Below are 23,662 nucleotides of genomic sequence, written 5' to 3'. Positions count from 1 at the left end.
TCTTAGTACTCGCGTTTCAATTACTGAAGCGAATCGACTGCCTTAAACTCGTTTTCCACTAATGGTTTAGCATCCGTTTGTGGAACGTGACATTGCAAACAGAAGTAACGACGTGGTGACATGTCTGCTAGTACCGCGTCTTCACGGTTAACGTAGTGCGTTACACTGATCTTGGTAGCGCCTGCGTCTTTAGCATTTTTCCAGCTGTGACATGCTAGACATTTGTTTGCGTTCAAAGACACTTCGTAGTTACGGATGCTATGAGGGATCAGTGGCGGCTGATATACAAAGCTGTCTGCAACGATCTGGTCTTTGGGAAAGTCTTTAAAATCATCTGCAGGGCGAGTGTCTTCAAGTTGCGCAGTGCCGCGTAGCGAGTCTAGACCGCCTGTGCCACCTGGATTGTCCAGTTCCGCTTGTGCAACGCCTGTCAATAAAGCACCTACAGATAAAAGTGCGATAAGGTATTTTTTCATCATTTCATCTCCGCCTTATGGCTTAAATTCTTTTTAGGCCGCCGAGTCGACGGCCTTTGCATTCGTTATTTGACGGTTAAGCAATTTTCGTGATTTTGACTGGACACTTCTTAAAGTCTGTCTGTTTTGACAGAGGGTCAGTCGCATCAAGAATCAGCTTGTTAATCAAAATACGGGCATCAAAGAACGGTACGAATACCAAGCCTTCAGGTGGACGGTTACGACCACGGGTTTCAACACGAACGCGTACTTCGCCACGTTTGTTTGCAATCAGAACTTCTTCACCGCGACGTACATTACGTTTTTTCGCATCCGCAGGGTGCATGTAAACCACAGCGTCTGGTACAGCTTTGTAAAGCTCTGGTACACGACGAGTCATAGTACCTGTGTGCCAGTGCTCAAGAACACGACCTGTACATAGCCATAGGTCGAACTCTTCATTTGGTACTTCTGGTGGCGCTTCGTAAGGCGCAGAAATGATCTTCGCTTTACCATCAGCATTACCGTAGAAGTCCCAACCTGAACCTGCTTTAGCGTATGGGTCAGAACCTTCTTTAAAGCGCCATTGTGTTTCTTTGCCATCAACAACCGGCCAACGTAGACCACGTACAGTGTGGTAGACATCGTAAGGTGCTAAGTCGTGACCGTGACCGCGACCAAATGTTGCGTACTCTTCGAACAGACCTTTCTGAACGTAGTAGCCGAAGTGGTGCGAATCATCGTTTAGTTCACGAGCTTCTTCGATAGGGAACTGGTCAACTTGACCGTTCTTGAACAGCATGTCGTACATGGTTTTACCACGGTACTCTGGTGCTTTTGCAAGAAGCTCTTCTGGCCACACTTCTTCCATCTTGAAGCGTTTAGAGAATTCCATTACCTGCCAAAGGTCAGATTTTGCATCACCGATGGTCTCTACTTGTTGGTACCAAGCTTGTGTACGACGCTCTGCGTTACCGTAAGCGCCTTCTTTCTCGATCCACATTGCAGTAGGAAGGATAAGGTCAGCGGCTTGCGCTGTTGCTGTTGGGTATGGGTCAGACACAACAATGAAGTTTTCTGGATTACGGTAACCTGGAAGACGCTCTGTGTTGATGTTTGGACCAGCTTGCATGTTGTTGTTACATTGAACCCAATAACAGTTCAGAACGCCATCATGCAACATGCGGTCTTGCAGTACCGCGTGGAAACCTGGTTTCGGTGGGATGGTGCCTTCTGGCAGTTTCCAGATCTCTTCCGCGATTTTACGGTGTTTAGGGTTAGCAACCACCATGTCCGCAGGTAGACGGTGAGCAAACGTACCAACTTCACGAGCAGTACCACATGCTGATGGTTGACCCGTTAGTGAGAATGGACTGTTGCCCGGAGTAGCAATCTTACCGGTTAGTAGGTGGATGTTGTAAACCAAGTTGTTCATCCATACGCCACGGGTATGTTGGTTCATACCCATTGTCCATAGCGACATCACTTTCGTGTTTGGATCCGCGTACTGCTTAGCAAGCTCGATTAGTTTCTCTTTTTCTACGCCTGAGATTTCAGATGCTTTCTCTACGGTGTAAGGCGCGACAGTCTTCTTGTATTCTTCGAAAGAGATTGATGTTAGCTTGCCAGAGTTCGGGTTCTTAGCGGCTTTTTGTAGCGGGTCATCGTCACGCAGACCGTAACCGATGTCAGTGTCTGTTTTGGTAAAGTTCGTGTGCTTGTTCACGAAGTCCCAGTTCACTGCATCGTTTTGAATGATGTAGTTTGCGATAAAGTTAGCAATCGCAAGGTCAGACTGAGGATTAAAAATGTAGCCGTGGTCTGCCAACTCAAATGAACGGTGGTAGTAAGTAGAAAGCACGTTCACTTTTACATGAGGGTGGCTTAGGCGACGGTCAGTAATACGTGTCCACAGAACTGGGTGCATTTCTGCCATGTTTGAACCCCAAAGAACGAATGAGTCAGCGTTCTCGAAGTCGTCGTAACAACCCATTGGTTCATCGATACCAAATGCACGCATGAAGCCTACTACTGCAGATGCCATACAGTGACGCGCGTTCGGATCGATATTGTTTGAACGGAAGCCTGCTTTCATCATTTTGGCTGCTGCATAACCTTCCATTACTGTCCATTGACCAGAACCGAACATACCGATGCTTGTTGGACCTTTCTTCTCTAGAGAAGCTTTCCATTTCTCAGCCATGATATCGAAAGCGGTGTCCCAAGATACAGGAGCGAAGTCACCGTCTTTGCTGTATTTGCCATCTTTCATACGTAGAAGAGGCTGAGTCAGACGGTCTTGACCGTACATGATCTTAGAAAGGAAGTAGCCTTTGATACAGTTCAGGCCTTTGTTTACCGGCGCTTCAGGGTCACCTTGAGTCGCCACGACTTTGCCGTTTTGAGTACCAACAAGAACAGAACAGCCTGTACCACAGAAACGACAAGGTGCTTTGTCCCATGTGATTTTAGTTTGGTCAGAGCTTGCAATCAGATTGGTTGCAGAAGCTGGTAGTGTAATACCTGCGACAGCAGCAGCTGATGCAGCCGCGTTTGCTTTCACAAACGCACGTCTTGTCATTTTCATACTTCACCCTCGATTTGGGAATGTTGTGTTCCAGTGTCTTCTTCTTCCGTTTCTTCAAGCCCAGTTTCGATTTGGTGATAAACCAATACTGTGCTCAAGACATTCGGTAAATTATTAATCGCATCGATAGTGTCGGTGATGAAACCTTGATTCTCAGTTTCTAGCACCACCACGATTTTGCCTTCTGGGCTGTCACCGTAGATTTCTGCGTTTTCGTACGCTTCAATCTGGGTTTTAACTTCAGCCAGATGTTCAGGCAGAACATGGACTACCAGACTCGAAATGTGCACTTCGTTTAGTGACATACATCTCTCTCGTTTTATCGCCTATCGCGCCGACCACTAACGGCTAGGCTGTTATATTGCTCACATTGATGGATGAAGTAGGGCACACTGAAACACAGGCGCCGCAGCCGTTACACTCATCAAGGTCTAAATTTGGTTGTGCTACTTTGCCAAATTCTAACTTGAACTTAATCGCCATCGGGTCGCACATGTCCCCACAGCTTCGGCATTCGACATTTTGTTTTGCTAAACAGCTATCGGTGATGCTCGCTTTTGCCTGCCAAGGTTGCTCCGCTTCTGCTAAAAATAGTGGCTCTGGGCAAGCCTCGGCGCATTGGTAACAAAATGTGCATTCATCAATAGAAAAATCGACTGCAGGAAAACCGCCGTCGCTTTTGGTTATAATCTTGGTTTCACATGCCTCGATGCATTTGCCACAGCGAGTGCAGTCATCCGTGAACTGAGTTGGCTTTGCTAACCAAGGAAGACGTACCGAATTATCCGGTTGCGCTTTGCGTGCAAAAAGTCTTCGTCTAGAAAGGTCTACCACTTAGTCACCTCAAAAATTGAAACCCAAACTAAGCATAGTCCACAATTTCATTAATAAACTGTCATTTAAGTACACGAAATTGTAGTTTTTGACATATATGTATAAATACCTCTTAGGAGGTAATTAGGATGCAATATTGTTTTGGATCAATAAATTCCGGCGCAGGTGATCACATATTGATAAAGTTGAAAGATAATGCGCGTTGTATAAAGACAAACGTGGTTATCAAACGAGCGGAGTTCAGAGTTGTTTAAAAATGTGAAAAAGTCAGTAACACGCACTATTGCGTCTGCCATGATGTTGATTTTACTCCTATCGGTGGCGACGACTGGCTTTGCTATATTCACTCTTGCATCAAGCCTTAATGATGCGGAGGCGGTCAACGTAGCGGGTTCGATGCGAATGCAGAGTTATCGTTTAGCCCATGATATTCAAAGTGAATCTGTTGACTATTCTTCACATATTGACTTATTTGAGCAGTCAATTTACTCCCATTCAATGCTGGCACTACAGCATTGGTCAGTACCAGAAGATATTACAAAAGACTACTATCGGTTGATTCTGCGCTGGCACGAGCTGAAATCGGTACTAAAGAGCCAAGATAGAGACAAGTATCTGATCTTAGTGGCTGGTTTTGTTCAACAAATTGATGCTTTTGTATTTAAACTGCAGAACTACTCAGAACAAAAACTGATCAACTTAGCGTGGATTGGTGGTTTAGGGCTTGGCGGCATACTGTGTGTCAGCATGTTTGTCGTGCACTTTGTGAGACTAGAAGTTGTCAGACCTTTACGCGCTCTTGTGTTTGCAAGTGAACAAATTCAGAATCGTTCGTTTAATGTGTCACTCAATGTATCGAGTGACAACGAAATGGGCATTTTGACCCGAACTTTCAATAGGATGGCGAACGATCTTGGTAAGCTATATCGAGGGTTGGAGCAAGCTGTCGACGAGAAAACACGTAAGCTACAACATGCTAACCAATCGCTGAGAGTGTTGTATGATTCGTCGAAAGAGCTGACGGCGTCACGTATCCATCAGGAGAATTTCCAAGCGATTTTACAACATATTGCAAGTTTGGAAGGAATTCGTGCAGTTAAGCTCGAAATTGATCAAATTGGGGAACCAAATTGGATACTCTCTGAGGGGGAAGAGTGCCGTCACGAATGTGATAGGGAATGCCACACGAAGATATTAACGCTGGACGGTGTTCACCTTGGATATTTGCATTGGAAAGCGGGTTTGCCGTGTCCTAATGAGTCTCTTATTGACAACTTTGTTCAAATTTTATCTCGTGCGGTATATTACAACCGAGCGCAGAGACAAGCCGAGCAGCTGCTTTTGATGGAAGAACGTGCCACCATCGCTCGTGAGTTACACGATTCACTAGCCCAAGCATTGTCTTATTTGAAGATCCAAGTATCGCTACTCAAACGAAGTGTGAAGAATATTCCTGATGACAAAGCGATAGAGCAGACAAATCAAGTCATTGCTGAACTCGATACTGGGCTGTCAGCAGCATATACCCAACTTCGTGAGCTTTTGACTACATTCCGCCTAACAATAAAAGAGGGCAGCTTTGGTCAAGCGCTTCAAGAAATGGTTTCGACGCTTGATGATCAAACTGCGGCGAAAATCTCGCTTGATAATGAGCTTTCTTCAACTGAATTAGATGCACACCAGCAGGTCCATCTACTACAGTTGATCAGAGAAGCGACAATAAATGCGATTAAACATGCGCAAGCGAACAATATTAAGATTCAATGTCTTGATTCTGATGGGAAAGTCACAGTGACTGTTACCGATGATGGTATAGGCTTTGAGCAGCAAGACGAAAAATTAAATCATTACGGTATGAGTATCATGCAAGAGCGAGCAGCCAGATTGCACGCTGAGTTGCAAATTGAAGCCGCAGCTAATAGCGGCTGTATCGTAAGACTAGAATTCCAACATAGTAAGGAAGTAAACATTGACAGTGTGTAAAGTAATGCTGGTGGATGATCACCCACTCATGAGACGTGGTATTCATCAGTTACTCAGTTTTGAGCCAGAATTTGAAGTCGTCGCAGAGGCAAGTAGCGGTGCGGATGCGGTTGCGAAAGCTCATGAACTTGAGCTGGATTTGGTACTTCTTGATCTGAATATGAAAGGCATGTCTGGTCTAGATACGCTAAAAGCTTTGCGTGCTGACGGTTGTGAAGCTCGCATTGTTATTCTCACCGTATCGGACAGTCCGGCAGACATCGAAGCTATCGTGCGTAGCGGCGCAGATGGTTACTTGTTAAAAGACACAGAGCCAGATGAATTGGTTGAACTGCTAAAACAAGCACACGAAGGGGACAAAGCCTACAGCCAAGCGGTAGCGAAATACCTAAATGAGCGTGAAGGTCAAGAAGACGTATTTGACTCATTGACTGACCGTGAAACGCAAATCCTCCAAGAGGTGGCGCGCGGTTTTCGCAACAAGCAGATTGCCGATCGCCTGTTTATCTCTGAATCGACCGTTAAAGTGCACATGAAGAGTTTGCTGAAAAAGTTGAAAGTACCTTCACGTACTGCAGCAACAGTGCTTTATCTAGAGCGATTCGGCGAAATTAAGTAACACTTTAGACGCCCATTCTAGAAACGCCAAATAGAAAAAACCGCCCAAACAAGGGCGGTTTTTTATTGGTCTGGGCGAATGGAGTACAAATCACTATTGTGTTTGCCACACTCCAAATAGTAACGATGCGCCGCTTTCTTATCTTCCGCGACGACTCTCATACTGTGCATTTTCCCCTGTTCAAAGTAGCGAATTTCGTATTCTACACTCGTATCAAGTTGCTCAGCAGCAGCCATGCTACGCCTCCATAAACTATCCTGATGTTATTGAAGCAATTTATATGCCACTTTAAGGAACGCTATATCGTTCGAGTTTTGGCTAATAATTGCGCACTAACTCACTTTTTTGCGGATAGTTGTGATAAAAAAGTTAATTTCAAACTCTATATACTACTAGGGTGGCAATGTCACTTTGCCAGACTGACGTAAGTTTGCCGCAATAATAAGTGATTTAGATTGAGTATAGAACTTAATCAATGGAAAAGGGAATATGGATCGGTGATGAAATTAAAAAGTTTATCTAATAAAGCGGTTCGATATGGATGTATCTTGTTATCTATTTTGGCGCTTGCTGGTTGTGCGAAGAAGTTTTTATACAGCAATATTGATTGGGTAGTGATCGAATATTTAGATGACTATGTGTCTTTAGATGGTGAACAAGAAGCTCTGGTAGAGGAGCGAATCTTATTATTAGCCGATTGGCACAAGAAAGAAGAATTACCTTTATATATCGATCACTTAAAACAATTGGAGGCACTGAATAAAGACAGCATTACGTTGGAAGCATTGCAAGCGAATCGAGACCAAATGCGTGAACATTATCAACGTCTTGTTTCGAAAGCCGCTCCAGATCTGTTCTCGTTAAGTATGCAGCTCGATAATCAACAAGAAGTAGAGTTTATTGATAGTGTAAGAGAACGTTATAAGGAGAGAGATGAAAAATATGTAGGAAAAACGGAACAAGAACTGAGAGAAGTTGTCTTAGAGAATACAGAGGAGTGGATGGAAGAATGGTTGGGGAAATTATCTAGCCAACAAAAAGCGCGAGCCAAACAGCTTTCTCAACAAGTGATTATAAATAGTCCCTTATGGCGTGATTATCGATCTTCCATTATTCAAGAATTAGAATATCTTTTCGAAAATAAAACCAACAGCGTGGTTTACCAGCAGGTATTCATGCAGCTCTTATTTGAACCAGAAAGTTATTATAGTGATCAATTGACTAAGAATATTGATCAAAATATCGCACTAACGGATCAATTCACTCTAGATATAGCTCAATCCATGAGTGATAAACAATGGAAACACTTCCATGGCAAAATCCGAGAATGGCGAGAACTTGCCGAAGACCTATTGAATTAAAACTCGATAAATCAAATTCTTAATGTGAGTGCTGTAGGAGTGCGCCAGCACTTTTTAATGAAAAACTGATTCAAAGCAAATTCTTATCGCCTCATGAGCGTAACATGGTTTGTCGAACCATGTTGGATAGGATCCTCGCATACCAAGCATCCCTGTGCGCGGCATCCTTCGCCCAAAACAATGAGAATAATTATGAAACATTTAGTTGAAAGATTTCTTCGCTACGTCACGTTCGATACTCAATCTAATCCCCACGAATCAGCTTGCCCAAGCAGCAGCGGGCAACTGGTGTTTGCTCAGCAACTTAAAAAAGAGATGATTGAGCTTGGCTTAAGCAATGTGACGTTAAGTGACAACGGCTACTTGATGGCAAAACTGCCATCTAACGTTGATTACGATGTACCTGCTATTGGCTTTATCGCGCATATGGACACTGCACCAGATGCCTCTGGTAAAAATGTAAATCCTCAGTTTATTGAGGACTATCAGGGTGGCGATATTGCACTTGGTTTGGGCGATGAAGTGTTATCACCAGTCCAATACCCAGATTTGCACGATCTTCATGGTCACAACCTGATCACGACTGATGGTACGACACTACTTGGTGCTGACAACAAAGCCGGTATTGCAGAAATTCTTTCCGCGGTTGCGATGCTGATTGAAAACCCTCAAATCCCACACGGTGATATTTGCATTGGTTTTACACCAGATGAAGAAATTGGTCGTGGTGCGGACTTGTTTGATGTTGAAAAGTTTGGTGCGAAATGGGCGTACACTATCGATGGTGGTCCTCAAGGCGAGTTAGAATACGAAAACTTTAATGCAACCAGTGCGGATGTCATTTTCCATGGCGTGAGTGTTCACCCTGGTACAGCAAAAGGCAAATTGGTTAATGCGATGAACTTGGCGGCAAAATTCCAAGTGCAAATGCCAGAAGATCAGACGCCAGAAACCACAGAAGGCTACGAAGGCTTCTTCCATCTTAAATCAGGTGAACTTGGTGTGGCTCGCAGTGAGCTAGGTTACATCATTCGTGACTTCGATCGTGAAGGTCTGGAAAGCCGTAAAGCCTTCATGCAGAAACTTGTCGATGATATGAACGCTGGGTTGAAGCATGGCTCTGTTGAGTTGAAGCTCACTGACAGCTACTACAACATGCGTGAAATGGTTGAACCATACCCGCACATTATCGACTTGGCGAAACAAGCGATGGAAGATTGTGATGTAGAACCTTTGATCAAACCAATTCGTGGCGGAACAGATGGCGCTCGTTTGTCATTTATGGGTTTACCGTGTCCAAACATCTTCACTGGCGGTTATAACTTCCACGGTATCCACGAGTTTATTTCAGTTGAGATGATGGAGAAATCGGTTCAAGTGATCGTTAAGATTGCTGAGCTAACGGCGAAGAAGCACGGTTAATATCATTTGCTGAGTAATCTCATCCTTCAAGTAAACAAAAGCCCAGACACGTGTCTGGGCTTTTTAATTTTGCTCGAGTGAAATGAATTCTGTATGTTTATTAACCATCCAAGAGGTGGTTTAACGAACGCTTTTTTCTTCGATTTCACTAATTGGTAGCCAGTTCACTTCGACTCCGGCTTGGTCGAACATATCTTGGCTTACTTGAATCTTATCACCCCAACGAGACAAGAAATCTTCAGACTGTTCTGGGCAACTCACGCGAGCGATACCTGTCTGAATGATCTTTGCCGCACAGTTTGGGCAAGGGAAGTGCGTTACCCAGATATCACATCCATCTAAGTCGCGCTTTGAAAACAAAATCGCGTTCTCTTCTGCGTGCAGTGTTTTTAAGTATTTCAGTTCACGTTCATCCGTATCCACACTGTCAGAAACACCATGTGGGTAGCCGTTGAAGCCAACAGAAACAATGCGGTTTTGTTTTGTGATAACCGCACCTACCTGTGTCGATGGATCTTTACTCCAAGATGCCACCAGCTCAGCCATTTGGTAAAAACGTTTCTCCCATTTAGAAATCATACTCATCCTCTCGGTCGAAAGCTTTGAATTATCTGCATGATAACGCATTCTGTTTAAAAAAATAGTCAAAACATGTCTAGTGATCATGAAGATTCTATTTTCCTATGTAGACTTTGATTTCCAAGTGATGATGACGCCATATTCTCATTGCTTACTTCACATCAATTTTCAGCGTGATTCGTGTACATGATCGCAACAAATTTAGCCTGTTGATTACGATGTTTGCGAGTCGTTTCATCGGCTTACACTTTGATACACTTTCCCCGGTTTCTCTTGAAGTTTTCGGACAAAGCACCCTGTAAGGTTAGGGTATTGTCAAACGAATCCTGTTCTATAAAGACGGTATATACATGCAAAAGAAACCACTCGTCGCACTAATGGCGGCAACAGCTATCCTCGCGGGATGCGGAGAAGCAAATAATGCCCAGAAGGGGGCGCAAGCTCCTCTTGTTGTGACTCAAGATGTCACAATTATCGACTACCAACCGAGTAAGTCTTACATCGGTCGCATTGAAGCAGTAGAAGATACGAATATTACGGCACAAGTCTCCGGCTATCTTGAAGCTCGCCATTTTGACGAAGGTCAGATGGTAGAGAAAGGGCAGTTGTTGTACTCCATCGAGCCTTCTTCTTTTGAAGCGCAAGTGGCGAGTGCAAAAGCAGCGCTAGCTCAGGCAAAAGCGGCGCTTAAGAAAGCAGAGCTCGACCACCAACGTGGTAAAAACTTGTTGCCACGTGGCAGTATTTCCCAATCAGAGTTCGATGCGTTGACGGCGACGTTACTTGGCGCGCGAGCAGAGCTTGAAGCAGCAAACGCTCAGCTTAAGCTTGCGGAAGTAAACCTTTCTTACACTCAAATTCGTGCTCCATTTAGCGGTCGCATCAGTGACAGTAAAGTAAGTACTGGTGATCTGCTTTCCCCATCTTCTGGCATTTTGACGACATTAGTTAGCTTAGACCCAGTGCATACCTCATTCAGCGTGAGTGAACGTGAACGTTTAAACCTTGGTATGGACGGTATTAAAGGCGACGGCAGTGCAGAGTCGAGTGGCGTTGAGGTTCAGCTTGAACTGGAAAACGGAGAGTACTTCGAACATCTAGGTCAATTGGACTTTTTAGGTAATCGGATTAATACGCAAACCGGTACGATCGCGATGCGCGCAGTGGTACCAAACCCTGAGCAAAAGCTACTTCCTGGCCAGCACATTAAAGTGAACCTTCGCGATAAGAATGCAAAAGACGTCATCGTGATTCCTCGTCGTGCAGTGCAAACGGACCTAGAAGGTGACTTTGCCATGGTGATGGCAGAAGGCAATGTTGCGGAGCGCCGTAACGTTGAACTTGGTGCGCAAGTAGAGCAGGGTATCATCATCAAAGAAGGTTTGAACAAGGACGACACTGTGATTACACAAGGTCTACAACGTGTACGCAACGGTGTAGAAGTGCGTATTCAATCACCTGCTGAACAGAAACAGTAGGAGGCGTCATGTTAAGTCGTTTCTTTATTCAAAGACCGAAATTCGCACTGGTTATTTCGATCATCTTGACGTTGGCAGGTGCCATTTCGTTAGCGATCTTGCCTGTTGCGGAATATCCTAAAATCAGTCCACCATCGGTGAGCGTGACAGCATTTTATACGGGTGCAAGTGCTGAGGTTGTGGAGCAGGCGATAGCCGACCCAATAGAAACCTCCGTGAACGGCGTTGAAAACATGATTTACATGTCTTCAAAGAGTGCTAACGATGGTTCTTACAGCCTAAACGTCACCTTCGATGTGGGTACTGACCCAGACATGGCGCAGGTTAACGTGCAAAACCGTGTATCGCAGATTGAGTCAAAACTGCCTCAAGAAGTGCGCATGGTAGGTGTAACGGTGAAAAAGCGCTCTCCTGACTTGTTGATGGTTTTGAACTTCTACTCACCTGACGGTAAGTACGATGACAAGTTCCTTATCAACTACATCAACCTGAACGTAAAAGACCAACTGGCGCGTGTTAAGGGCATCAGTGAAGTTAACGTTATCGGTGGTGGTGAATACGCGATGCGTGTTTGGTTAGATCCAGAAAAAATGGCTAACCTGAACCTCACAACAACTGATGTGTACTCGGCGTTGGCAGAGCAGAACGTACAGGTAGCGGCAGGTCGTATTGGTGCTGCGCCATACAACAACCCTCAAGAAGTTCAGTTTAACTTGGTGACCAAAGGTCGTCTTGAGAGCGTGAGCGAGTTTGAGGATGTAGTACTTCGTGCAAACCCAGATGGTTCTACTGTATACCTAAAAGACGTCGCTCGCGTTGAGCTTGGTAAGAAGTTCTATGATGGTAACGGTAAGTTCCGTGGTCAAGACGCGTCGATCGTTGCTCTGTCACTGCAGTCAGACGCAAACGCATTGGAAAGCGGTCAAGCGGTCATGGACTTGCTTGAGCGCTTAAGCACTAACTTCCCTGAAGGCATGGCTTACGAAACCAGTTATGACACAACCGTGTTCGTTGCAGAGTCGATCAAGGGCGTAGTAAAAACGCTGATTGAAGCGATCTTGCTGGTAATCGCAGTAACCTACCTGTTTTTGGGTAGTGCGCGCGCAACCTTGATTCCGGTTGTCGCGATTCCGGTATCTCTTATCGGTACATTCGCTATCATGCAGGCGACGGGCTTTACCATTAACACGGTAACCTTGTTCGGTTTGATCCTCGCCATCGGTATCGTGGTAGATGACGCGATTCTAGTTATCGAAAACGTCGATACCACCATGGCGAAAGACCCAACCATTTCACCGCGTAAAGCGACTTTGCTGGCGATGAAAGAGGTAACGGGTCCAATCATTACTTCGACCTTGGTTCTATTGGCGGTATTCCTACCAGTAGCCATGCTTCCGGGTATTACTGGCATCATGTACCGTCAGTTCGCACTGACGATCTGTATCTCGGTAGTGATCTCGTCTATTAACGCACTAACGCTGTCTCCTGCGCTTTGTTCGCTGGTATTGAAGCAGGGTGGTGGCAACACGGCAAACTGGTTCCAAGCGTTCAACCGCGGTCTAGAGCGTGTAACAGCCCGCTACGGTCAGATCGCTGGCTTCTTGGTTAAGAAGTCTATGTTGCTGATTGCTTTCTTCTTCGTCGCGGTTGCTGCAGTAACGTTCTTTGCGAAAACAACGTCGACGGCGTTTGTACCTCAAGAAGATAAAGGTATCTTGTTGGTGAACGTGCAGCTTCCAGATTCTGCGTCACTTTCTCGTACCGAAGAAGTGACTAATGAATTGATGAAGATGGTTGAGCAAGAGCCGGGTGTTGATGGCGTGACGGTTGCGAATGGTTACTCATTCATGACGGGTGCCGCAGCATCAAATGGTGCGTCTCTGTTCATCAAACTGCATGATTGGGATACGCGTAATTCACTTGACGGTGAACATGCTGCTAACGCAATTGCAAACCGCATCAACGGTCGTGCTGCGATGGAACTGCCGCAAGCGATAGTATTTGCGATGGGACCTCCTGCCGTTCCGGGTATGGGCGCAGCCTCAGGCTTTGAATTTGTACTTGAGGACACGTTAGGTCGTAGCCGTACTGATTTGTCGATGGTAATGGGTGAAATGATTCAGGCGGCTAACCAAGCTCCAGAAATCGCATATACCTTCAGTACCTTCCGTGCAAATGTACCGCATTACTATGTCGATATTGACCGTGAGAAAGCACAACAGTTAGGTATTCCACTGTCGTCAATCTTCCAAACATTGCAAGGTAACCTTGGTTCGCTATACGTGAACGACTTCACCATGTTCGGTAAGAACTTCCGTGTGACCATGCAAGCAGACAGTGAACACCGCAGCAGTATGGAAGATCTTGAGCGTTTCCACGTGCGTTCTTCGAGCGGCGATATGGTGCCACTGAGTACATTAGTGAGCTACGAACAGGTGTTTGAGCCGGATGTTGCATGGCGTTATAACATGTACCGCAGTGCCATCATCCAAGGTCAACCTGCTCCGGGTTATTCAAGTGGTGACGCGATTGCAGCAATGGAACGTGTTGCGGCTGAAGTTCTGCCACAAGGTTACACCTACGAGTGGACGGGGATGGCGTATCAAGAAGTCTTGGCAGGTAACCAAGCGATTTACGCGTTCGCATTGGCATTGATCTTTATCTACTTGTTCATGGTGGCGCAGTACGAGAGTTGGAGTATTCCTTTAGCGATCATCCTAGTGGTGCCAGTGGCAACGTTGGGTTCCTTCCTCGCATTGAACTTAACCGGAACGCCACTCAACTTGTACGCTCAGATAGGTCTCGTCCTGCTCATAGCGCTCGCGGCGAAGAACGCAATCCTAATTGTGGAATTCGCCAAGCAAGAGCGTGAAGAAAAAGATGTGGATATCGACAGTGCAGCAGTACAAGGGGGTAAGCTTCGTTTCCGTGCTGTTAACATGACGTCTTGGTCGTTCATCTTGGGTATTTTCCCATTGATCTTCGCCGCTGGTGCGGGTCATGTGAGTCAGAACTCATTGGGTATTTCCCTAATTGGTGGTCTGCTGTGTGTGCTCCTAGCAGGTACTTTCCTGATTCCGGGCTTCTACGCTCTGGTACAGAGAAAACGTGAGAAGATCCACGGTGGTAATACCAAACTGGTTCCTTTAGATGATGAATAAGCACTAAGTAACTTTAAATAGAAAAGCCCGAAGCATGAGAGTGCTTCGGGCTTTTTGTTGGTACTCATTTAAACCGAGTAAGTGAACTTGGGCTACGCGCTGCGAGTTTTAAATTCCGCAACCGCTTCGTCCATGTCATGGGCTTGAGCAGAGACAGAGTCGACTTCATGCAGACACTCTTGTGCGGATTGCATGTTGTTTTCTGAAATCACGTTCAATTCAGTAATCGAGTCGCTCACCTGATTCATCACGATGCCTTGCTCTTCAATTGCTGATGCGATGCGTTCAGAGTTGCCTTGAATTGCATGCATGTCTGCGATGATTTGCTGAAGGCTTGAATCCAGCTTCTCCGATGCTTGTAGGGTTTGCTGACCCTGATCGTTACATTGGTCGATATCAGATACGACCATCGACATTTGTGACTGAATGTCTGATACCACGCGAGTGATTTCTTCTGTCGATTGATGAGTACGACTTGCGAGTGCGCGTACTTCATCCGCCACGACGGCAAAGCCACGACCTTGCTCGCCGGCACGTGCTGCTTCAATTGCTGCGTTTAGCGCGAGTAGGTTAGTTTGCTCTGCAATATCTTGGATGATGTTTACTGCACCGCCAATTTTCGCTACATGTTCGTTTAAAGAGCCAATTGATTGCTGGCTGTTCGAGAGAATACCAGTTAATTGACCGACATTTGTTACTGTGGTTTCAACAACGGTACGACCTTGCTCCGCATTGTTTGCAGCTTGGTGAACGCCTTCTACTGCCACAGAAGTACTTTCAGAGATTTCACCAATCGTGGCGACCATTTGCTGAACTGCTGTTGCCATTGATGAGGTATGGTCTGCCTGAGTGTGGAACTGTTCCATCACACCTTCTAGTTCGCGATGCATGTTGTCAGTACTTGCTGATAGCTGTGCTGACTTCTCTTGTGTGCCGTGAATCAGGTGCTCAAGCTTATCCAACAGATCGTTTAAGTGGTGGCTGATGTCCGCCAGTTCATCTTTACCTGCCAACTCTGAACGTAAACCCATGTTATTACTTTCACTGATGTTCTTTATGGTCGCAAGCAGGCTACTAACGCGTGCATTGATTGAGCGTGAGATTTGCGAAATCAGAGCTAAGATAATAATAAATACTACCGCAGTGATAACTTGTTTCACCATGGTGTTTTGACTATCACGTTCGGTCGCTGCATTACTCAACGCAGATGAGAAGGTCTTAAATTGTTCTTCAACTGTGTGTGATAGGGCACGAGTGTCACCCAGTAGACCTTTGTTGTACGCGACTCCAATCGTCTGTCTCTGCGTCGCAAGTTGGCGCGCATTTTCGATTAATGAAGGAACATACAAACCTTGCAACAGACCTTCGTCCATTTGTCCGGCTTTAACTCGTTGCGCGAACTTAGTCAGTGCCATTACTTGTTGGTGGTTTGCATTTTGCTCGGCTTCAGATAAAGCCTGTTCAAAGCTCGCTAATAGACCACTGTTTGCATCGAGACCATAGCGTTCGTAAGCAGCAACTAATTTTTGAAATCCTTTTTGGTAAGCCAGTAAATCTTGCTTGAATTGATGACTAGAAGGAAGTTCATAAAGGTTGAGAATGCCAGCCAATTCTTGTTCGATACCCAAAAATTTGTCGACGTTAGCATTGAATTTATCGAGGTATTTGATGTTGCTGCGTAACAAGAAGTCTTTTTCATTACGGCGCAGGTTAAGGAGACGAATTTCGAGATCGCCAACCAATTTGATTGCATGGTTGAGCTCTTGGCTTTGGTTAGCGAAGTGTGACGAGGTACCCAATAGGGTCACGATGCCAAGAATGGCAATTACTCCTAGGGAGTAGAGCTTGTGCCTAATAGTCATATAGTTTGTCCTGAAGAATTGACTAAGTTAAGAAACCCAAAGAGGCTTCCAATGGCTAGCTCTGACGTTTGTTAGTACAGCACTTTCTGGCGTTGCTGTTTTTTTGTCGCTTGCTTGGTTTTGCTATCAAGTCTGCGACGTTGTGAAGCGCGAGTTGGTTTCGTTTTAATACGCTTCTTTTCCTGTCGGCTGGCAGATTGTATCAACGCTTGTAATCGATTTAGTGCGTCTTCTTTGTTCTGCTCTTGCGTCCGAAACTGCTGAGCTTTAATGATGATCACCCCTTCTTTTGAAATCCTACTATCCGAAAGGGCGAGGAGTCGCTCTTTATAGAATTCCGGCAGTGTGGAATGACGTACATCAAAGCGCAGATGTATTGCGGACGATACCTTATTAACGTTCTGCCCACCATTTCCTTGAGCCCGGATAGGCAATAATTGGACTTCCCAATCTTGAATTGTGACGGAGTTCGAAATTTTGAGCATGATTACTAAATGCCAATAAGGAATGTGACGATGGCTGATAAATTACCATCAGAGATGTACAAATAGAAGAATTGACATGAACACAATAGATTTAAGCCCCTATAAAGGGTTAATTTTCGATATGGACGGCACCTTGATTGATACGATGCCAGCGCACTTAGCTGCATGGCAAGCGACAGCAGACCGTTTCGAGTTCCCTTTTAACCAAGAGTGGTTGCATAGTTTAGGGGGCATGCCAAGCTTCAAAATTGTTGGCGAAGTGAATCGTCAACACGGTTTATCTCTCGACCCAAAAGTTGTTTCTCGTTTCAAAATGGACACGTTTGCAGAAATGGAACAACACGGTGAAATTATTTCATGCACGAATACGGTTTTGGACCAACATCTTGGTAATAAGAAGATTGCTGTTGGAACAGGCAGTCAACGTGATAGCGCACTGCGTCTGTTAGCAAAAGCGGGCATTCTGAAGAAGTTAAATGCTGTCGTTACGGCAACGGATGTAGAAAATCACAAACCTTTCCCAGATACGTTTCTTATGGCAGCCGAACAGCTTGGTTTGTCTGCACAAGAGTGTGTGGTGTTTGAAGATACCGAGTTAGGAAAAAAAGCCGCTCATGCCGCAGGAATGGATTGTGTGATGGTCGAGGGTAATGAGCTAGTATTTTATCCAAAATCTTAACTTAATAAGTTAATTATCATTTAAAAGACCACGATATTATCGTGGTCTTTTTGTATAACCTCAGTGAATTTATATAATTCTCATAATGAGAATGTGAATGTTTATTGTGAAATTAATCAAATTATCAATCTAATTATAAAGTATTAATAATCTACACTCGCTATAGTTATTTATTCCTTTTACTAAATTATTTTTACAGGAAAGGAGCATGACACGCTCTCAAAATGTTTATGTAATTTCTTCTGACTCAGATTGGTCAGGGTTAGTTATTGCTGGTTTATCTCATTCTTTTAAAAACTACACTTTTTACACTGAGAAAACTGTCAATAATATATGGAATTTAAAAAATACTGATATTGTTATTTATGATCGCCTTACTTTAGGTAATCCATCATTGCACTTAATCTCACCACTTTCGCGTGGCGGCGCTTGGTTGCTTGCCAATGCGAGTAAGCAAGACTTAGAGGGAGTTCAAGGGCTTATATCTCTGGGTTGGGGTGGGTTACTAGAGAATGACTTTACCTTAGAACTGCTTCACAAATCCGTCCGAATGGTGGCTTCTGGTCAGTTATGGTTTAGTCGAGAAGCCATGTCTTCTTCATTAAAGAATATTGTGAGGGGACAAGTTCATAGTTCTTCATCTGCGGAAGTTCTAGGTGCTAAATACGAACTTTCTACTAAAGAACAGAAAGTATTTATGTATTTAGTTCAAGGTTATTCAAATAAAGAAATAGCAGGTCAACTGAGTGTAAGTTTAAGCACGGTAAAAACACATGTCTCCCATATATTATCTAAAACAGGAAAGCAAAGCCGTTCTCAGTTAGGATCTTTAATGGTTGAGTGATTTTTGATCTAGTTCAAATTAATTATTTGGTTGTCCTTTACTCATCCTTTTATGTGGTTCTTTTGGTCAGATGACCGATAGGAAAAAAGTTAATAAGGCGTACATTTAACTCGTCTACTTAATTCAACTTTTGGTCTATACCGCAGGAAAAAATGTAAAGGAGAACAATCATGAAACGTTTAGCAGGTTTTGCAGCAATGGCGTTGCTTGTATCGGCTGGTGCAGTTGCGAATCCATGGGTCGTTGGGTCTGACGAAGGTCGCGCAGACTTTTACGTTAAATTCAAAGGTGAAGTGCCTAAGCGTTGTGAAATGATGACTTACGGCAACTTGGATGTCATCAATTTCGACTTAACTAAGTCATCTGATACAAAAGAATTTGGCTTTAAAACGTGGTGCAACTCATACGGCACGAAAGGTATCGTCCAAGTTGACCCATTTGGTTTTACCAACAGCAATGAAGATGAAATTCCAATGGAGTACAGCTTCAATGGTGAAACTAAGCTAAAAGACAAAGGGATTGACACTACCGTTGCTCGTATCCATCAAGTGGTTGAAATTAGTAACAACCTAGACAAAACGATGACTGATGAGCACAAACTTTCAATTACCTCTAAACCTCAAGCTGGTGCGCGTTGGGGTGAATACAGCGGCGCGATGTATGTGACTCTATTCCACATGTAGGAAGGAATGCGCTGAGGGAGGTCCCGTCCATCCCTCAGCCATTATGTTGTATGAAAACACTTCGAATATTATTTCTCATCTTGATTTACATGCCAGCACAAGTGTTGGCTTTTGAGCTTTTCCCAATGGTGCAATTTCTTTCCGATTCAGGGAAAGAGACAACGGTATTTTTCAAGGTAACCAATACCTCTCTTGCACCTTTGCCTATTGAGGTGACTGGCGTTAAGCGATTAGTTGAATTCAACAACGAAGAGTCGCTTCTTGAAACCGATGACTTGATGATCTTTCCACCGCAAGTACTTATTCAGCCGGGGAAATCTCAGACCATTAAGGTGCAATACATTGGCGCACCCAAGGGGGTAGCAGAATCCTATCGTTTGATCGTGAGCCAATTGCCACTCAAAGCGGATGAAGTTGAGAAAGATGCCATACAAATGTTGTTCCGAATCGGAGCGCTTGTGTTTGTCTCTCCACAAGATGCGCAAGACCAATATTCCAGCGAAATCACTGTATCCAATGACAACAAGCCAAATCTGAAAATTAGCAATACAGGTTCAAGTGTTATTGAGTTAAACAAACACACTTACTCGGTTGATTGGCAAGGTCAAACGAAGCGTTGGGATTGGGAGCAACTAGAGCCGGTTCTACCGATGCAATATCTCGTGCCAAACCAGAAAGTTCAGGTGAACGTCGAGTCACTTCTTGTGAACTAACGACACCCAGTTTTCATAACGTCGCTGACATACACGGAAGGTTACAATGTGGCGCGCATTCGTCGTATCGATCGCTGTCCTTATTTCTGGGGCTGTATGGGGAAGCTCTTACAGCCTCTCCTTACCCCTTGTGTATGAACAAAATCAGCTTGGCGAACTCCCTGTTGAAATAAACGGCATGGCTCTTGAGCGAGTGTCTGTCGATGCCCTCCAAGATTTGCTCGGAACGCGCGTGAGTCCGGAATGGTGGTCGCAGTTTTTTGGTTCAGAGCCGTCAACATTCGTTGATATCGAAACACTCGCTGAGCGAGGTATCGAGGTGACACTTAATACTGAATCCTTGTTTATTGACGTTCGGCTCTCGGCACAAATTCTTAGCGAACAAGACATTACTTTGTCGTCTGGCTATCCCGATTTTATTCCCTCTGAAAGTGGCTCGATAAACTGGTTAAACAGTTTTAGCTTCGCCTATAACAATTATTGGCAAGAGGATGTTGAGACTTGGGATTCGTCGCTGGATTGGTTGTCACAAGGCAATATCGGTGGTGCCAGTGGTGTGAATTTTCTTTTAGCCAATTATCTTGAAGCGGATAACGAAACCACAAAGTTTTCCCGAGGTGAGTGGATTGCTTTCTATGATGATCCAAACTTACCGATGCGTGCTTCCACAGGGGATGTTATCAGCGGTGAATCCGGACATATTTATGGCATGTCCTTGGGTGGTTTTTCTATTGAGAGTCGATACGCTGACTTACAACCGGATCGTGAGACAAGCCCAGAGAGTAGCCAACAACTTGTTCTGCTCGAATCCGCTGAAGTGGAAGTTTATGTCAACGGTGAACGAATTTCTGGTGGGCGATTGGAACCGGGACGTTACAACCTCAAGAATCTGATCTTAGATAACGGTGCTAACGATATTACGGTTGTCGTCAACTACGTTTCTGGTAAGCAAGAAGTATTGCGCTTTACTCAATTTTACAACGCTAAGCTGTTGAAAAAAGGTCTGATTGATTACTCGTTTTCCGTTGGACAGCCAATCATCTATGACAACCGTCAAGTAGAATACGAAGAGGAATGGGTAGCGACAGGTTACTTAGAATATGGTGTCACTGACTGGTTAACCGCAGGTGCAAACGGCTTATATGCTCAAGATGGTTCGATATTTGGGGCTCTGTTTACTTTCAAAAGCGGTGTAGGGAATGTGACTGCTCGTTATTCGCTAAGCTCTGCAAGTTCGGGAGAAGACGGTTGGATAGCTTCCCTTGATTATGAAAACAGCATTTTGGGAAGTGGGGAAAGCCAATCTCCCAACCTACGTTTTGCGATTGAAAAATCGGATGATTTTCAAAACAAACCTTGGAAAAAATCCCAAAAAGGCAACTCATATACACAATATCTCGCAAATTACTTTTGGCAGATAAACAGTAAATTTGATCTGACATTAACAGGACGCCTGACTCAGCTCCCTCCTGATGACGATGAGTTACGTGGTTCGGTCTTACTAAATTGGCGACATGGTGGTTTTACGGTAGGGGTTGGCAGCGAATACGAAGAATCCGAGCGTTATAACGAACCGGATACGCGTTTCTTGTTTACCTTTGAATACAATTGGTATTCGGATGAGCATGGAAATCGTATAGGTCTCTCTTACAACAGTGAGAATGAACGGAGCCGAGCGTATTTTAGTAATGAAGGTTTGAACTACGTTGGTGACTATGGCGTAAGAATCGAAGCTGAGCAGGACGAATTTCGTGATACCCAACGAGCTCAATTGAGTTACACCGCAAATCGTTTTAGAGCAGAGTCCGAAGTGAGCCGTGATGTAGTGAGAAAAGAAGATACCGAGCAATATCAAGCTTCACTGCGCCTAGCGACTGCAGTTGGAATGGTTGACGGTGATTGGGGGTGGGGACGTGCGACCAGTGGCCCTTTTGTTGTGGCAGAAATGCACCCGACGTTGGGTGAAGCGACTGCGAACCTAGATGTAGACTCCCAAGGAAGACCAACCGCAATGGCGACAAAGCATCTTAATGGTCTTGTCTCGATCTCCCAACCTTATGCTCGCTATGCGATGGATTATAACGTGATGGATTCTCCTGTTGGTTATGACTGGGGAGATGGCAAACTTGAGCTAATGCCGGCGGCGGCAACCGGATATTTGTTGACGATAGGGTCCGATGCGTCATACACGGCGAGTGGTTATTTGAATCGTCTTAGTGGTGAACCTATCGAGTACCGACAAGGGCGTGTGTTGGTTGATGATGAACAAATTGAGTTTTTTACCAACAAGCAAGGACGATTCTTCATTCAAGGTCTACGTCCTGGCATATATACAGTTGAGCTTTATGGACTACAGATTAGCCCTGTCGTTATCTCGATTCCTGAGTCTGATACGAGCTTAATCGATTTAGGTGAAATCACAGTAATGCCGAACAATGACAAATAATTTAGCGCATTGTACTGGTAAAGGAAAAGGAGAACAGGATGAAAACAGTTAATCGCAGTGATGTCTTAACATTCGCAACCGTGCTATTTCTTACTGCTTTTGCTTCACCGTTGTTGGCGAATGATGCCAGCGAAGCGCAGTGTGGGGGGACATTTAGGGTAAGCATCAATGATACACCTTATAAACCTCATGTGACGCAACCTGATACCTTGTGGTTTCAAGGCAAAATAGAGTTAGATAGCCAACTAGTTAACTGTATGAGCGGCATTGTCATCAAGCCTTCAAATGGTTGGCAGCAGGTTGTTTCTGGCCCTCAAGGTAAGATCAATTCGACCGTCCTTAACACGCAAAGAAAAAGCCTAAATAGAACCCCTCAAGGAGACTTTTTACTACCAAGCCGTGGTAGTAAGCAGGTCGATTTTTGGGTGCAAGTGCCCGAAGGAAAAACCATGCAACCGGGCAATTATCGGGCAGATTTTGAATTTTCGTTACTTGGCAAGCAAGTTGAAGTTGGTGTGAGAAATGCAGGGCTCGACTACACGATAAAGCCATTCGTACGAGCACGCATAGAGGCAAATTCAAGTTCCAATGTGTCTGTTTCTGGGGCAAGAGTGACAGTGGATATGGGGAATTTAACCAAGCAAAACCGAAGGGATTTGGACATTGTCGTGGTGAGCAACGCTTCCGTAAAACTTGAGCTCGACTCGTTGAATCATGGGCACCTTGTCAATACTAGGAAACCGAGTCATAAAGTTCCGTACACCACATTTTTGCAAGGTCAGACTCTTGGGTTGGATAGTCCGGTGCTTTTAAATACTCACCGTGGGAACCAAACTCGCTTCAATATGGCTTTTGAAAATAAGGCAGTGCCAGGTGCTGCTGCAGGGTTATATGAAGATGAGATGACCATTAGTTTGATTGCCTACTGACTAACGTAAGTTGAGACGAATAAAAACGCCGCAATTGATGCGGCGTTTTTTTGTTCTTGCTGAGGATTATTGGATGTCCAATAGCTCCACATCAAAGATCAGTACACTTGCTGGTGGGATAGGGCCAGTACCGTTTTTACCGTAACCAAGTGTGCTTGGCACGAACAGGCGGATTTTCTCGCCCACAACCATGTATTGCAGACCTTCTTGCCAGCCTTTAATCACCTGATTTAGACCGAATGTGATCGGCTCACCACGTTCTACTGAACTATCGAAAACCGTACCATCGATAAGCGTGCCATGGTAGTGAACTTTCACTTTGCTAGTTGCAGTTGGATGAACGTCGCCCGTTCCTTTCTCAAGAACAAGGTATTGCAGACCACTCTCTGTGGTAATCACACCTTCTTTCTTGCTGTTTTCTAGCAGGAACTCTTGCCCTTTTGCAAAGTTTTCGTCTGCCGCTTTGTGGTTTGTCCAAGTACGGTAGATAAAGAATGCCGCTAGGACGAAAATAATAAGAGGAAACAGAAATTTAGACACAG

At 44.7% G+C, this 23,662-nt stretch carries 21 protein-coding genes; 12 read left to right on the top strand and 9 right to left on the bottom strand.

Annotation, left to right across the window (positions count from 1 at the left end; translation table 11 throughout):
- Positions 1 to 20: 20 nt before the first annotated feature.
- The 4 genes from AACR11_RS17580 to napF all read right to left on the bottom strand — a co-directional run bounded on the left by AACR11_RS17580 (position 21) and on the right by napF (position 3,876).
- A complete protein-coding gene (locus AACR11_RS17580; protein ID WP_005453623.1) occupies positions 21 to 476 on the bottom strand; it encodes a nitrate reductase cytochrome c-type subunit in 456 nt (151 codons plus the stop codon).
- A gap of 76 nt (positions 477 to 552) precedes the next feature.
- Positions 553 to 3,042 (bottom strand): periplasmic nitrate reductase subunit alpha, encoded by a 2,490-nt coding sequence (napA, locus tag AACR11_RS17575; RefSeq protein WP_005453626.1) that lies wholly within the window; start codon positions 3,040 to 3,042, stop codon positions 553 to 555.
- A complete protein-coding gene (locus tag AACR11_RS17570; RefSeq protein WP_005453631.1) occupies positions 3,039 to 3,347 on the bottom strand; it encodes a chaperone NapD in 309 nt (102 codons plus the stop codon). Before AACR11_RS17570 ends, napA begins: the two co-directional genes overlap by 4 nt.
- Before the next feature lie 43 nt (positions 3,348 to 3,390).
- Positions 3,391 to 3,876: a ferredoxin-type protein NapF gene (gene napF / locus AACR11_RS17565; protein ID WP_029790040.1), complete on the bottom strand. Its 486-nt coding sequence runs from the start codon at positions 3,874 to 3,876 to the stop codon at positions 3,391 to 3,393.
- Between the two features lie 246 nt (positions 3,877 to 4,122).
- On the opposite strand from napF, the gene narQ reads away from it, so the two are divergent.
- Positions 4,123 to 5,859, top strand: a complete 1,737-nt coding sequence (gene narQ / locus AACR11_RS17560) for a nitrate/nitrite two-component system sensor histidine kinase NarQ (protein WP_029790039.1) — start codon at positions 4,123 to 4,125, stop codon at positions 5,857 to 5,859.
- Entirely contained in the window at positions 5,846 to 6,478 is a 633-nt protein-coding gene (locus AACR11_RS17555) for a response regulator (RefSeq protein WP_005453637.1), read from the top strand. Before narQ ends, AACR11_RS17555 begins: the two co-directional genes overlap by 14 nt.
- A 62-nt stretch (positions 6,479 to 6,540) precedes the next feature.
- Here AACR11_RS17555 and AACR11_RS17550 read toward each other — a convergent pair whose 3' ends face one another.
- A complete protein-coding gene (locus tag AACR11_RS17550) occupies positions 6,541 to 6,714 on the bottom strand; it encodes a hypothetical protein (RefSeq protein WP_005453640.1) in 174 nt (57 codons plus the stop codon).
- 264 nt (positions 6,715 to 6,978) lie between these two features.
- Here AACR11_RS17550 and AACR11_RS17545 point away from each other — a divergent pair, with 264 nt between their 5' ends.
- Positions 6,979 to 7,839, top strand: a complete 861-nt coding sequence (locus AACR11_RS17545) for a DUF6279 family lipoprotein (protein WP_029790038.1) — start codon at positions 6,979 to 6,981, stop codon at positions 7,837 to 7,839.
- Between the two features lie 192 nt (positions 7,840 to 8,031).
- On the top strand, positions 8,032 to 9,261 hold the full coding sequence (gene pepT / locus AACR11_RS17540) for a peptidase T (protein WP_005453643.1): 1,230 nt from the start codon (positions 8,032 to 8,034) through the stop codon (positions 9,259 to 9,261).
- Positions 9,262 to 9,381: 120 nt separating this feature from the next.
- Here the strand turns inward: pepT and AACR11_RS17535 are convergent, their stop codons facing one another.
- Positions 9,382 to 9,840 (bottom strand): dCMP deaminase family protein, encoded by a 459-nt coding sequence (locus tag AACR11_RS17535; RefSeq protein WP_005453645.1) that lies wholly within the window; start codon positions 9,838 to 9,840, stop codon positions 9,382 to 9,384.
- A gap of 350 nt (positions 9,841 to 10,190) precedes the next feature.
- Here AACR11_RS17535 and vmeY point away from each other — a divergent pair, with 350 nt between their 5' ends.
- Both vmeY and vmeZ read left to right on the top strand, forming a co-directional pair.
- Entirely contained in the window at positions 10,191 to 11,318 is a 1,128-nt protein-coding gene (vmeY, locus tag AACR11_RS17530) for a multidrug efflux RND transporter periplasmic adaptor subunit VmeY (RefSeq protein WP_005453651.1), read from the top strand.
- Between the two features lie 8 nt (positions 11,319 to 11,326).
- Entirely contained in the window at positions 11,327 to 14,479 is a 3,153-nt protein-coding gene (gene vmeZ / locus AACR11_RS17525; RefSeq protein ID WP_005453652.1) for a multidrug efflux RND transporter permease subunit VmeZ, read from the top strand.
- 92 nt (positions 14,480 to 14,571) lie between these two features.
- Here the strand turns inward: vmeZ and AACR11_RS17520 are convergent, their stop codons facing one another.
- Positions 14,572 to 16,341, bottom strand: a complete 1,770-nt coding sequence (locus AACR11_RS17520) for a methyl-accepting chemotaxis protein (protein WP_017819301.1) — start codon at positions 16,339 to 16,341, stop codon at positions 14,572 to 14,574.
- 71 nt (positions 16,342 to 16,412) lie between these two features.
- Positions 16,413 to 16,826 carry an alternative ribosome rescue aminoacyl-tRNA hydrolase ArfB gene (gene arfB / locus AACR11_RS17515; protein ID WP_005453654.1) on the bottom strand — a complete coding sequence of 138 codons (414 nt, stop codon included), beginning with the start codon at positions 16,824 to 16,826 and terminating at the stop codon, positions 16,413 to 16,415.
- Between the two features lie 76 nt (positions 16,827 to 16,902).
- Here arfB and AACR11_RS17510 point away from each other — a divergent pair, with 76 nt between their 5' ends.
- From AACR11_RS17510 to AACR11_RS17485, 6 genes are all read left to right on the top strand, one after another.
- Positions 16,903 to 17,505 carry a beta-phosphoglucomutase family hydrolase gene (locus tag AACR11_RS17510; protein WP_005453655.1) on the top strand — a complete coding sequence of 201 codons (603 nt, stop codon included), beginning with the start codon at positions 16,903 to 16,905 and terminating at the stop codon, positions 17,503 to 17,505.
- Between the two features lie 208 nt (positions 17,506 to 17,713).
- Entirely contained in the window at positions 17,714 to 18,349 is a 636-nt protein-coding gene (locus AACR11_RS17505; protein WP_005453657.1) for a helix-turn-helix transcriptional regulator, read from the top strand.
- A 170-nt stretch (positions 18,350 to 18,519) separates the two neighbouring features.
- Complete coding sequence (locus AACR11_RS17500) at positions 18,520 to 19,032, top strand: hypothetical protein (protein WP_005453662.1); 513 nt, start codon at positions 18,520 to 18,522, stop codon at positions 19,030 to 19,032.
- 50 nt (positions 19,033 to 19,082) lie between these two features.
- Positions 19,083 to 19,745: a fimbrial biogenesis chaperone gene (locus AACR11_RS17495; RefSeq protein ID WP_020480898.1), complete on the top strand. Its 663-nt coding sequence runs from the start codon at positions 19,083 to 19,085 to the stop codon at positions 19,743 to 19,745.
- A gap of 46 nt (positions 19,746 to 19,791) precedes the next feature.
- Complete coding sequence (locus AACR11_RS17490) at positions 19,792 to 22,191, top strand: fimbria/pilus outer membrane usher protein (protein ID WP_029790036.1); 2,400 nt, start codon at positions 19,792 to 19,794, stop codon at positions 22,189 to 22,191.
- A gap of 38 nt (positions 22,192 to 22,229) precedes the next feature.
- Positions 22,230 to 23,120 (top strand): hypothetical protein, encoded by an 891-nt coding sequence (locus AACR11_RS17485; RefSeq protein WP_009696211.1) that lies wholly within the window; start codon positions 22,230 to 22,232, stop codon positions 23,118 to 23,120.
- Positions 23,121 to 23,186: 66 nt separating this feature from the next.
- On the opposite strand, the gene AACR11_RS17480 is transcribed toward AACR11_RS17485, so the two are convergent.
- On the bottom strand, positions 23,187 to 23,660 hold the full coding sequence (locus AACR11_RS17480; protein ID WP_005453668.1) for an FKBP-type peptidyl-prolyl cis-trans isomerase: 474 nt from the start codon (positions 23,658 to 23,660) through the stop codon (positions 23,187 to 23,189).
- Positions 23,661 to 23,662: the final 2 nt, after the last annotated feature.

The organism is Vibrio sp. L85, from assembly GCF_963871815.1.
GTDB classification, from domain to species: domain Bacteria; phylum Pseudomonadota; class Gammaproteobacteria; order Enterobacterales; family Vibrionaceae; genus Vibrio; species Vibrio harveyi.
The sequence above is the reverse complement of the archived record's forward strand: the minus strand, read 5'-3'. Positions and strand labels throughout refer to the sequence as shown.

What these genes read in the sequence shown, in the direction of transcription:
- AACR11_RS17580 (WP_005453623.1), bottom strand. Translation starts at nt 476, where the DNA reads ATGAAAAAATACCTTATCGCACTTTTATCTGTAGGTGCTTTATTGACA.
- napA (WP_005453626.1), bottom strand. Translation starts at nt 3,042, where the DNA reads ATGAAAATGACAAGACGTGCGTTTGTGAAAGCAAACGCGGCTGCATCA.
- AACR11_RS17570 (WP_005453631.1), bottom strand. Translation starts at nt 3,347, where the DNA reads ATGTCACTAAACGAAGTGCACATTTCGAGTCTGGTAGTCCATGTTCTG.
- AACR11_RS17550 (WP_005453640.1), bottom strand. Translation starts at nt 6,714, where the DNA reads ATGGCTGCTGCTGAGCAACTTGATACGAGTGTAGAATACGAAATTCGC.
- AACR11_RS17545 (WP_029790038.1), top strand. Translation starts at nt 6,979, where the DNA reads ATGAAATTAAAAAGTTTATCTAATAAAGCGGTTCGATATGGATGTATC.
- pepT (WP_005453643.1), top strand. Translation starts at nt 8,032, where the DNA reads ATGAAACATTTAGTTGAAAGATTTCTTCGCTACGTCACGTTCGATACT.
- AACR11_RS17535 (WP_005453645.1), bottom strand. Translation starts at nt 9,840, where the DNA reads ATGATTTCTAAATGGGAGAAACGTTTTTACCAAATGGCTGAGCTGGTG.
- vmeY (WP_005453651.1), top strand. Translation starts at nt 10,191, where the DNA reads ATGCAAAAGAAACCACTCGTCGCACTAATGGCGGCAACAGCTATCCTC.
- vmeZ (WP_005453652.1), top strand. Translation starts at nt 11,327, where the DNA reads ATGTTAAGTCGTTTCTTTATTCAAAGACCGAAATTCGCACTGGTTATT.
- AACR11_RS17520 (WP_017819301.1), bottom strand. Translation starts at nt 16,341, where the DNA reads ATGACTATTAGGCACAAGCTCTACTCCCTAGGAGTAATTGCCATTCTT.
- arfB (WP_005453654.1), bottom strand. Translation starts at nt 16,826, where the DNA reads ATGCTCAAAATTTCGAACTCCGTCACAATTCAAGATTGGGAAGTCCAA.
- AACR11_RS17510 (WP_005453655.1), top strand. Translation starts at nt 16,903, where the DNA reads ATGAACACAATAGATTTAAGCCCCTATAAAGGGTTAATTTTCGATATG.
- AACR11_RS17505 (WP_005453657.1), top strand. Translation starts at nt 17,714, where the DNA reads ATGACACGCTCTCAAAATGTTTATGTAATTTCTTCTGACTCAGATTGG.
- AACR11_RS17500 (WP_005453662.1), top strand. Translation starts at nt 18,520, where the DNA reads ATGAAACGTTTAGCAGGTTTTGCAGCAATGGCGTTGCTTGTATCGGCT.
- AACR11_RS17495 (WP_020480898.1), top strand. Translation starts at nt 19,083, where the DNA reads ATGAAAACACTTCGAATATTATTTCTCATCTTGATTTACATGCCAGCA.
- AACR11_RS17490 (WP_029790036.1), top strand. Translation starts at nt 19,792, where the DNA reads ATGTGGCGCGCATTCGTCGTATCGATCGCTGTCCTTATTTCTGGGGCT.
- AACR11_RS17485 (WP_009696211.1), top strand. Translation starts at nt 22,230, where the DNA reads ATGAAAACAGTTAATCGCAGTGATGTCTTAACATTCGCAACCGTGCTA.